Annotated in this window: 6 protein-coding genes; 4 read left to right on the forward strand and 2 right to left on the reverse strand. The window is 71.2% G+C overall.

The features are described from left to right. Positions 1–74 precede the first annotated feature (74 nt). Both ACWDYF_RS36385 and ACWDYF_RS36390 read right to left on the reverse strand, forming a co-directional pair. A complete protein-coding gene (locus tag ACWDYF_RS36385; RefSeq protein WP_389471007.1) occupies positions 75–4,187 on the reverse strand; it encodes a discoidin domain-containing protein in 4,113 nt (1,370 codons plus the stop codon). A gap of 384 nt (positions 4,188–4,571) precedes the next feature. Beyond that, a complete protein-coding gene (locus ACWDYF_RS36390) occupies positions 4,572–5,216 on the reverse strand; it encodes a TetR/AcrR family transcriptional regulator (RefSeq protein WP_381741838.1) in 645 nt (214 codons plus the stop codon). Positions 5,217–5,412: 196 nt separating this feature from the next. Between ACWDYF_RS36390 and ACWDYF_RS36395 the strand changes: the two genes are divergently transcribed. From ACWDYF_RS36395 to ACWDYF_RS36410, 4 genes are all read left to right on the forward strand, one after another. Next, entirely contained in the window at positions 5,413–5,952 is a 540-nt protein-coding gene (locus ACWDYF_RS36395; protein WP_389471012.1) for a cupin domain-containing protein, read from the forward strand. 184 nt (positions 5,953–6,136) lie between these two features. Beyond that, a complete protein-coding gene (locus ACWDYF_RS36400; RefSeq protein WP_389471015.1) occupies positions 6,137–6,901 on the forward strand; it encodes an MBL fold metallo-hydrolase in 765 nt (254 codons plus the stop codon). 293 nt (positions 6,902–7,194) lie between these two features. Continuing rightward, positions 7,195–7,812 (forward strand): hypothetical protein, encoded by a 618-nt coding sequence (locus tag ACWDYF_RS36405; protein WP_389471018.1) that lies wholly within the window; start codon positions 7,195–7,197, stop codon positions 7,810–7,812. Between the two features lie 272 nt (positions 7,813–8,084). Further along, a partial coding sequence (locus ACWDYF_RS36410; protein WP_451584331.1) for a hypothetical protein occupies positions 8,085–8,306 on the forward strand: 222 nt, incomplete at its 3' end.

Genomic DNA, 8,306 nt, shown 5'->3' on the forward strand with positions numbered 1-8,306 from the left:
TGTTAAGGGTGTCACACGTATCTGTCCAAGGTCTCTGTGTCACGGTGTGTCCCGTACGGCAAAGTCCCTGGGCGTCACAGGCGTGCGTTCACCGGCTTCGTGTTGTATCCCTCCGCCCGCAGCATCCAGCCCGCCGTCGCCCGGTCCCCGGCGGGCCAGGACAGGGTGACCGTCCGTGCCTCGCCGGGCAGCAGCCACAGGTAGTTGTCGCCGTAGAGCGTGGGCAGCACCCGCTCGCCGCCGTGGGCGTCCAGCAGCGAGAGGCGGACCATCGCGGCGACGGCGCCGCCCTGGTTGCGGACGGTGGCCGTCGCCTCGCGGCGGTCGCCGTGGCGGGAGACAGAGGAGGCGGACACGGCGAGCCTGACCTGCTTCAGCCGGTTGAGCGCGCGCATCGCCTCGGGTGTGCGGTAGCGCCAGTAGGTGTTGCGGGACAGCGTCTGTCCCCCGGCGCTCCGCAGACTCAGCCGCAGCAGATGCAGGTCGGGCAGGTCGTCGGTGAAGGCGGCGGTCAGGGCCCGCGTGGTGGCGGCGGCCGGGACGTCCACCCGGGCACCGCGGACGGGTCCTCTGCGGCGGCCGTCGAGGGCGTACGTCTCGGCGGTGACCGAGGCCCCGCGCAGCGCGGTCCGGGTGTGGTTGACGGCGATCACCTTGCCCTCCACCGGGTCCGCCTGGACGTGCAGGGGCTCGCAGGCGGAACGGGAGCCGTAGTAGGCGCCGTTGACGTCGAAGTCGTAGTCGTAGGTCTGCCAGACGGTGCTGTGCCAGGCCGGGTGGGACATCCAGAGCATCAGGCCGCTGGCGTCGTCCCACAGATGGGCGTTCCAGGCCTCGAACATGGCGCGGAAGTTCTCGTAGTTGACGAACTGCGCCTTGGCGGCGAAGTCGTCCAGGTCGCGGGCGGTGCCCAGACGGGTCTCGATGGCCGCCTTGTAGTTCTGCGGTGCCTGGTTCCCGTGTTCGCTCCAGTCGTGGTAATACCAGGCGCCGCGGATCGGCCACTCGGGTTCGCCGCCGGTCATCCGGCGGGTGCTGGCGGCGGTGGAGACGACGGGCATGCCGATCTCGGTGTGGAAGCCGAAGTTCTTGCTGCCGTAGGTGGCCGGGTCGAAGTATCTGGCGGGTTCCACCCAGCCGTAGGGGCCGCCGCCGGTGATGATGCCGCCGGCAGAGTTGTTCTGGTAGAGGATGCCGGGCGCGCCCTTCTCGACGGCCTCGCGCATGCCCTGGTCGATCGCGGCGGGCGGGTTGCCCTCGTTGGCGCCGCACCAGACGGCGACGCTCGGGTGGATGCGGTAGCGCAGGACGGTGTCGCGGGCGATGGCGTTGTAGGCGTCGTGGTCCGGCGGGTCCATGCTCCAGGCGTTGGGGAAGTCGTTCCACACCAGGATGCCGTGCGCGTCGCAGGCGGCGTAGAACTCCTCGCGGTTGCTGCTGCCGACCCAGTTGCGGATCATCGTGAAGTTCATGTCGCGGTGCATGCGCACCGCCGTGTCCATCCGGTCGGCGGGCATCCGGCGCAGCAGTTCGTCCCAGCCCCAGTTGCCGCCGCGCACCAGCACCCGCACACCGTTGACGCTGAGCTTCAGCGGGTCGGGTGTGTTGGAGACGGTCGTGACGTCGCTCCAGGTGTTCCCGTCGTCGGACACCTTGATCGTGTACGTCTTCGGGTACGCCTGCTCCCACAGGACCGCGACCCGGTCGAAGCGGCGGGCCGAGCCCAGGTCGACCTGGATCCACTGGTGGTCCTCGTAGGCGGAGGACCAGCGGGTGCCGGGGTTGCCGTCGGTGGCATACGCGGCCGGGTGCCCGTCGCCGTCGTCGCTGGAGGCGGTCGCCGTGCGGTGCAGGGCGAGGTCGGTGCCGGGCGCGGTGCTGTCGACGACGGCCAGCGACCACAGCGAGTTGCCCCAACTGGTGTTGCGCAGACCGCAGTCGATGCGCACGTACCGGGCGGTGCGCGGGGCGAAGTCGGTCACCCGCAGACTGGCGTCGCCGCTGTTGAAGGGCAGCGGCACGGCCGTGTTGTCGACGGCCTTCGCGTCCGTCCAGTCGGTGCCGTCCGCCGACACCTGCACCACGTAGGTCAGCGCGTACGCCTGCTCCCAGACCAGGTCGACCCGGTCGAAGTCCTGCGCCGAGCCGAGGTCCACGCGCAGCCACTGGTCGTCCTGCCAGGCGGAGGCCCAGCGGGTGCCCGGGTCGCCGTCGGTGACCCGGCCGGGGCCGTGGTCCTCCTGGTCCTGGCTGGAGGCGTCGGCGGGGGCGTGCAGGGCGAGGTCGGTGCCGGGCCGGGCGGAGTCGAGGACCGAGAGGGCCCACAGGGAGCTGCCCCAGCCGGTGGCCCGGGTCAGACAGCGGATCCGTACGTACCGCGCGTGCTGGGCGCCGAGGTCCACGGACTGGGTGTACGCGTCGGCGGACGGGGTGAAGGGCAGCGGGGTGTCGAAGGCGTAGCCGAACTGGCGGATGCCGAAGCGTGTCGTGCGCCGGTCGCTGACCGTGCCGTCGGTCTCGGCGGTGAGGGCCAGCTCGTGCAGGACGGGCTCGCCGAGGCCGTTGGGCCACCACAGGTCGGGGTTCTTGATCCGCAGCCGGGCGTAGGCGTCCGGGGCGAAGACGACGTCGAGGCTCCCGCCCGCCGGGACGGTGACCGTGCGGGAGACACGTATGCCGTCGAAGGCGGCGGTGACGGTGGTGCGGTGGTCGGTGGTGTCGGCGTTGCGGACGGGCACGGTGACGGTCAGTTCGGCGGCCGACAGGTCGGGCAGATGCGGCAGTACGGTGTCCACGCGCGGGTCGCCGATGACGACGTGCCCGGTGGAGCGCAGCCGGACGTGGTTCCACAGTCCGGCGCCCCGGTCGCGGACGGCCGGCATCCAGTCCCAGCCCGAAGAGGCCAGGTACGTGGGCGAGTTGCGGTTCATCTGGTCGGCGCCCGCGTCCACCCACGCCGAGCCGTCGGGGCCCTTGTCGCCGGGGCTGCCGGGCACCGGCATGGGGGTGATCCGCACGGCGAGCGCGTTGCGGCCCTCGTCCGCCAGCAGCCGGGTGACGTCGAGGGCGGCGCGGGCGAAGGGGAAGGTGACGGTGCCGGCCTGCCGCCCGTTGAGCCAGATGTCCGCCTGGTGGTTGACGCCGTCGAACTCCAGCCAGAGGTGCCGTCCGGCGCCGGTGCGCAATCCGCGTGGCAGCTCGAAGTCGCGCTTGTACCACCAGGAGTGGCGGGACAGCGCCTCGGGGACGCGCAGGTTGTTCAGCCCGGCGACCGGGTCGGGGAGCTTGCCCTGTTCGACGAGGGAGCCGAGGACGGTGCCGGGCACGGTCGCGGGCAGCCAGCGGCTGGTGTCGACGCCGGTGGTGGACAGGTGGGCGCCGTCGCCGCCCGCCCGGTCGTCCAGGGTGAGGGTCCAGCCGGACTCCAGGGGCACGGTGCCGTCGGCGGCGACGGTGAGCGCCGGTGCGGGGGTGTGGTGGACGCCCCAGTCGGTCCAGCCGGTGGCCGCCGGGCGGTGGCCCCCGACGGTGCCGTACACCTCGAAGCCGTTGACACCGAGCGGGAGGGGGCTGGAGCGCCGCCGGGCCGTCATCCGCACCCAGCGGGCCGCGGCGGGCCGCGGCAGCTGGATGTCGACGCGGCCGCCGGTGCCCGCGGTGGTGCGGTACACGCTCGTCCAGGAACGGCGGTCCTGCGAGGTCTCGACGACGAACTCGGTCGCGTAGCTCGACTGGATCTCCTTGCCGGTGGTGCCCTGGTGCGGGTTGCCGCTGCTCGGCGGGGTGAACACCGGGTCGCTCGCGTCGGCCTCGAAGGTGAGGCGGATCCAGTCGACCCGGCACTCCGCCTGGAGGTCCACCGAGATCCACTGCGGGTCGTCGCCCGCCCCGGCGCGCCATCCGGTGCCGCGCACGCCCCGGTCGCCGATGCCGTCCACCGCGAACTCGGCCGGGGTGGGCGCGTACGCCTGGGAGGAGACCTCGACCGGGCGGTACGCGGCGAGTTCGCCGGAGGCGGCGGGTCCGGTGGCCGTGGGGCCGGAGGCGGTCCGGTCCGCGGCGGGCTCGGCGGCGCCCGCGGCGGCCGGGAACACCGTCCCGAGGCTGAACCCGGCCAGCAGCGTGGAGCCGGTGGCCACGACGGTGCGCCGGGAGGGGCGGTGCGATGGACTCGCCTGGTCGGCCATGTGAGTCGTCCAATCACAGGGTGGGCGGGTGGCACGAGCGGACCTGGGGCGGTGCGGCTCCGAGGTCTGACAACGTTGCCATAGCTGGTGGCCATAGGCTGTGGTGAGGCGCGGCTTCTGTCAAGACCAGAGGAACGGCGGGCAGTTCACGGAGTGTCGAGCCGGTCACGTTCCTTGCCTGAGCGTACGCTTGAAGTGAACAGCACGAACGATGTCGTACCTGGAAGACACACGTGTGTCATGTATTCCGGGCCACTGACTTCGCTACTGCGACGGAAGATCCCCGGCCGGAACGTCACCGTGGCCCCACCCGACGAACCGGCCGATCAGGAGCGGCGCAGGGACCCGAGGGACCGGGGCACCGAAGATCCGGTGGCGGTGGCCTCAGGTCCGGCACGGGAGAGTGCCGGACCCGGCCCCCGCCGCCGTCCCCTTCGCCCTCCGGGGTGCCGTTCCGAGCACCGCCGCCCGCACCTGCTCGGCCAGCCACCGTTCCGCCTCCTCCCAGGACCAGCCCTGGTCGGACACACACAGGCGCCAGGAATGGTGGCCGAGGTAGAACCACAGGATGTCCGTCGCCCGCTCCGCCGTCAGCCCCGGCCTGAGGGCGGTCAGATCGGCGAGCCGGGTGGCCACCACGCCCAGGGACTGCCGGTAGTACTGGTCGGACCGGTCGAGTGTCTGCCGGGCCGTGTCCTCCAGCGCTGCCGCCGTGATCATGACACGCACAAGGTCTTCGTACCGCTCGTTGTCGACGCGGATGCCGTGCACGAGCAAGGTGATCACCTCTCCCGGGTCACCGCAGGCGCGCACCGCGTCCAGGGTCCATTCCACGATCGGATCATGGCTCCCCTCGTCGATCAGGGTGGTCAGGATCGCCGCCTTGCCGCCCGCCCCGGCATACACCGCCGGCAGCGCCGTACCGGCCTCGCGCGCGATGTCGCCGACCGTCACATTGCGGTAGCCGCGGTGCACGAAGAGACGTGTGGCCGCCGCGAGGACGGCGGACCGGGCGTCCGCCGCGCTCATCCGGCGGGCGCCCCGCCAGGTTTGACCGGAGTCAGAAATATGTGTCGTCATCGCCTCTCCGTCCACGCGAAATGTGTGCCCGGGTATAGGGTCCCTGTCGTCAGCGGCCCTGTCCGGACTTCCCCCTTCGACACGCCCACGCGCCATCCGGGCCGGACACCTCGCCATCCTCACATTCAGTCAGGATCCCGTCATCGTGAGCAACTTCCCCTCGCCGCCGCCGGTTCCGCAGGACCGCCGGTTCGTCCTCGGTCAGCACCTGCGCCTGTCCATCCTCACATCCGCGGAGGAGACGGACGGCCGCCACGACCTCTCGGACGTCGTCCTGCCCGGCGACGCCGGCACACCACTGCATCTGCACACCGGCTACGAGGAGCGGATCTGGGTGGTCGAGGGCAGCCTGACGGTGTGGGCCGGACCCGACACATTCACCCTGCGGTCCGGCGACTTCTACGCCATCCCGATGAACACCCCGCACACGATCAAGGCGGGCCCCGAGGGCGCGCGTTCCCTGAACATCACGTCCCCTGCCGCGTTCGCGGAACTCATCCGCCGCAGCGGCACCCCCGCGCACCTGGCCACCTCCGAGACCGAGTGGGACATGGGCCTGTTCCAGGCCGTCACCGAGGAGCTGGGCGACATCATCCTCGGCCCGCCCGGCGCCACCCCCGCGGATCTCCCGCCCGCGGACCTGGAGAAGCTCCTGGCCGGCCGCGGCGGTCCGGACAACATATGACACACTACGCATGTAGTGCGCGCTGAGCACACATGCAGCAGATGCTGCGCCCGCCGCGGTGACGCGGCGGGGGTCACACGTCGGCCGCCGGGCTGATGACGGGGCCGAGCCGTCCGCCGCGCCCTTCCGCAAGGGGCCGGTGGACCGCGCCCCGGTCCACCGGCCGTACGAGGGGAGGGAAGACATGCCGAAGGAACTGCGCGACGAGGACGTCGTGCACGTCGGTGACGAGGTCTACGCGGTCTCGGGGAGCAACACCAACTGGGTGATCGTCAAGGAGGGCGACAGCTGCGTCCTGGTCGACTCGGGCTACCCCGGCGACCACGACGCCGTACTGATGTCGCTGGGGATGCTCGGTCTGCGTCCGGAATCGGTGGCCGCCGTCCTCGTCACCCACGCGCACAACGACCACATCGGGGCGGCCGAACGGCTGCGGACGGCCCACGGCGTGCCGGTGCTGATGCACGAGGAGGAGGTGCCGCACGCCCGCCGCGACTTCCTGCACCAGGTGTCCATCGGTCAGGTGCTCGCCCAGGCCTGGCGCCCCGGTGTGCTGCCGTGGGCCGTGCACGCACTGCGGTCCGGCGGCACGGAGCACGTCCCGGTGGCCGAGCCCCTGGCCTTCCCCGCGCCCGGCCCCCTCGACCTGCCCGGATCCCCGGCCCCCGTGCACACTCCCGGTCACACCAGAGGCCACTGCGCCTACCACCTGCCCGGCAGCGGCATCCTGATCAGCGGGGACGCCCTGGTCACGGGACACCCGACCTCGAAGGTCACCGGCCCCCAGTTGCTGCCGGACATGTTCCACACCGACCGGGCTGCGGCCCTCGCCGCCCTGACCACGCTCGAAGGCATCGACGCGGACGTCGTCGTGCCCGGCCATGGACCGGTGCACCATGGATCCGCCAAGGAAGCCGCAGGTCAGGCCCACGAGCGCGCGGAACGCTGAACGATCATGGCCGGAGACCGCGCACCGAGCGGCACGCACCGGAACGGGTCCGGTTCCGGGACACCGTTCGGGGGAAGTTTCCTTTGGGGGAGGTTTCCCGGATCGCAGTCGAGATCGCCTGCGGGCACACTGGAATGGCACCGGAATCGGGACCGTACGGCCGAGGTGGCACACCACTTCACACCGACAGCACGATGTTTCGCCCGGTCCCCCGTGACGCGCACTCCTCAGCACAGGTCTCCCGGCGTGGGTACCATGCGCAACGTCATCCATATACAAAGGAGTGAACGGTTGTGACCAGCCAATCAGCCGCCACGCTCCGATCGCGGTATGTCGAGCAGGCCGCATCGGACCTGGAGGAGAATCGTCGTCGCCAGCAGGAACTGGCCGAGAAGATCAAGATGTTGAAGCAGGAGGAAGGCCTTCTGGTCGACATCCTGACCCTCGCGGAGCGGTATGACGCGACGTCGGACCCGTCCCGGCTGCCCGAGCAGGCCCAGGGTGAGCCCGCTCTCACACCCGAGGCGCCCGAAAGCGGCCTCAGGACCGCTGCCGCGGGCACCCCGACACGTCGTACGACGGCGGGGTCCCCGGTCGCACGGGCCGGCCGGAGCACCCCGAGGACTGCCGCGAAGGGGAAGTCGCGTCAGCCGCTGCTCGGAGATCTCCTGCGGGAACTGCTCGGCGCGTACGACGAGCCGCGTCTGGCGAAGGAACTGCGCGACGAACTGCTGGAGAAGCACCCGGACCGCAATCCGACACCGCAGGTGGTGCGGAACACCCTGGAGGCCCTGGTCGCCAAGGGCCGTATCCGGCGGCACAAGCAGCAGCGTTCGGTCATGTACTCCCTCGTCGAGCCGGTGGACCGGCAGACCGCTGCCACGGACGACGACGCGTCCCCACACGGCTGACGTCCGACCCCTGCGCGTCCGGGCGTGCCCCGGCCCCGGTTCTCCCGGTGCCGGGGCACGCCCTTCGTCGTTCCCGTACACATGTCTCACGCCCGTCCCACACCACTCCTCCTCCCGTGGCGCGTTCCCCTCGTTACCGGCTGGTGAACCTTTCGGCCGGTGGATCCGTGTGACGTAGAGAGGGTGCCTACCCTCCACGGCGCAGGTGCTGTGGGTGTGTTCACGTATCAGCCTGCTCCGGTCGGCAGATGTGTACTTGCGGGTGGTTCTGGGTGGCTGTGGATCCTGCGGTCAATGGTCTGGTGATCGCGTTGACGGGGATGTCGGTTCCTGAGGGTTCGCCGGAGCGGGTGCGGTCGGAGGTGGTGGTTCCGCATCTGGAGCTGGTGCGGTTCCTGTCCGGGTTGCAGGGGGCGGTCGCGGATGTGGCGGGGGCGACGGTGTCGGGGGCGGAGGGTGAGGCGACCGAGGCGTACATCCGGGCCATGTCGGGG

It is taken from the genome of Streptomyces sp. NPDC003284, from assembly GCF_053589675.1.